We start from the raw sequence: 2,347 nt of genomic DNA on the forward strand, positions 1-2,347 counted from the left end.
GGGACGGAACTCGTCGCGGACGAGGGCGTCGCGGAGCTCTCGAACGGGTGTATCTGCTGTGAACTGCAGGACGACCTCCGAACCGAAGTCACCCGCCTCGCGCGTGAGTGGGAGTTCGACACGCTCGTCGTGGAGTCCTCGGGCATCAGCGAACCCGCTCCCATCGCCCGACTGTTTACGACCGAATCCCGCGTCGCGGCGCGCTACGACGTCGATACGACCGTCACCGTCGTCAGCGCGCGGCAGTTCGACGAGTTCTTCGCCGACGGCGCGCCGGTCGAGCGCACAGAAACCGAGGACGGCGACACGCGCCCCCTCTCGGACCTCGTTATCGAACAGATAGAGTTCTGTGACGTGCTGTTGCTCAACAAATGCGACCTCGTGGACGCGGACCGTCTGGACGAAATCGAGGCCACCTTACGCGCACTGCAACCGCGCGCGGAACTGATTCGAACCGAACACGGCCGGGTGTCCCCCGACCGCATCCTCGACCGCGGACTGTTCGACCTCGGCGACGTGACCGACTCCGCCGGATGGAAACGGGCGATGGACCACGCCGACCACGACGAAGCGCACGGTCACGACGAACACGACGAACACGAGACTCACGCCCACGACGCTCACGACCATTCCAACCACCGTCATCCGCAGGAGGCCTACGGTATCTCGTCGGTCTCGTACCGAAGCCCCCGACCGCTTCACCCCGCTCGGTAACTCACAGTTCCCGCGCCGAATCCGGGTTCTCCACGTCCCACAGATATTCTGGTAAAAAGGCGTCCAAGTGGTCGATGATTCTCCGGTCGCTGGCGTTCATTCCCTCGCAGTGGTCCCACGCCGACTCGCGGATATCGACGTGCATCTCGCCGTTTTCCGTGCGAATCGAGACGGGGTAGACGAAACAGCGGGCGGGCTTCCAGCCGTTTTCGGCCTGCAACTCACAGCGGCCGTCTCCGCGGAGGAAGTGACACGCACAGCCGTCCTCGGCGGTTTCGTCGTGGTCCTTCTCCTCGCGGCGCACGAAATCCTCGCCGCAGAACTCGGTAGTCGCTTCGTTCAGGTCTGCGTGTTCTCCCAACTCGAAGAATTCGCGGTCGTACAGCAGGACGCCGTGGTGGCAACACCACGTACAGCTATCGACGCACTCGAAGGTGAGGTCGGGGTCGAACTCCACGACCGCCTCGCGGCCCGGATGCACTTCGACGCGAACCGGAGTGTCTGCGCTCACGTCCGCGCTTCGGTCGCGCTCGCGGAAAGGTCATCCGATTTCGGCGGCCACGCCGTCAGCGTCTCCTCGTACGCCACATCGGTTCGTTTCGAAGCGCCGCTCGACGTACTCGTCCATCGTTTCGATGATGTGGTCGCCGGAATGAAAGTCCTTTTGGAGGGACAGACACCGAATCCGAGAAATGAGCGTGATTTGATAATCTGTCCCCCCTCCGTTTAGATACACACCATACGACCGCCGTAGTGTTGTGTTTGGGGCAGGTTCCCGGACGCTGATAACGGTAATAATTTAAATACTTGACCACAGTACACGCCATGAACAGCACAGGCGACGTGTTCGGGAACTCCGAACTCGGGAAACGGGTCGATATCGACGCGCAACTCGACGAGATGGGTCTCGATATGGAAGAGATAGAGCGACGGAAGTCGTTTCTCGGCCTCGACGCGGAGGACGCCAGCCGACTGTCCGCCCTCCGCCCGACGTTCGAGGCCAACCGCGGGACGGTAGCCGACCAGTTTTACGAGAATTTGCAGGAACACGAGAAGACACACGAAATCCTCGCGAACTCCACGCGCGGTATCGAATCGCTGAAATCGACACAGGGGGAGTACCTCGTCACCCTCGCCGACGCGACCTACGACGAGGAGTACGTCCGAAACCGGGCGCGAATCGGAAAGCTCCACGACATGCTGGACATGCCGTTGAACCACTACATCGGCCAGTACAGCATCTACTACGACCTCATCGGGTGTCTGTTGAAAGAGCGACTGGAGGACGACCTCGAATCGACGATTCGAGAGCACGTCTCGCCCGCGGCGACCGACGGCGGGCAACTCGCCGGGACCACGACCGACGTGGACGAACTCGTCTCCGAGGTCCGGGAGTCGGCACACGAGCGCTTCGAGGACATGCTCTCGGTGCTCCGCGTGCTCAACCTCGACATGCAGATAGCGGCGGACACCTACGTCCACTCGCACAGCCAGCAGATGAAAGAGGAGATAGCGCGCTCGCGCACCCTTCGGGAATCGACCGAAGAGCACGTTCTCGACGCACACGAATCCGCCGCCGACGTCGCCGAGAGCTCCGTCGAAATCAACCAACTCACCGAGGAGCAGTCGGAGA

The 2,347-nt window shown here is 61.9% G+C and carries 4 protein-coding genes; 2 read left to right on the top strand and 2 right to left on the bottom strand.

Annotated elements, in window-relative coordinates; all coding sequences use genetic code 11:
* A partial coding sequence (locus BG842_RS05435) for a GTP-binding protein (protein WP_254662920.1) occupies positions 1-714 on the top strand: 714 nt, incomplete at its 5' end.
* Between the two features lies 1 nt (position 715).
* Here the strand turns inward: BG842_RS05435 and BG842_RS05440 are convergent.
* Together BG842_RS05440 and BG842_RS29590 are read right to left on the bottom strand one after the other, a co-directional pair.
* Positions 716-1,225: a hypothetical protein gene (locus tag BG842_RS05440; protein ID WP_069449990.1), complete on the bottom strand. Its 510-nt coding sequence runs from the start codon at positions 1,223-1,225 to the stop codon at positions 716-718.
* A 30-nt stretch (positions 1,226-1,255) separates the two neighbouring features.
* Positions 1,256-1,450 carry a hypothetical protein gene (locus tag BG842_RS29590; RefSeq protein ID WP_175424081.1) on the bottom strand — a complete coding sequence of 65 codons (195 nt, stop codon included), beginning with the start codon at positions 1,448-1,450 and terminating at the stop codon, positions 1,256-1,258.
* Between the two features lie 89 nt (positions 1,451-1,539).
* Between BG842_RS29590 and BG842_RS05445 the strand changes: the two genes are divergently transcribed.
* A partial coding sequence (locus BG842_RS05445) for a protoglobin domain-containing protein (RefSeq protein ID WP_254662921.1) occupies positions 1,540-2,347 on the top strand: 808 nt, incomplete at its 3' end.

Origin of the sequence: Haladaptatus sp. W1, from assembly GCF_001723155.1 — an archaeon.
Lineage (GTDB): Archaea > Halobacteriota > Halobacteria > Halobacteriales > Haladaptataceae > Haladaptatus > Haladaptatus paucihalophilus.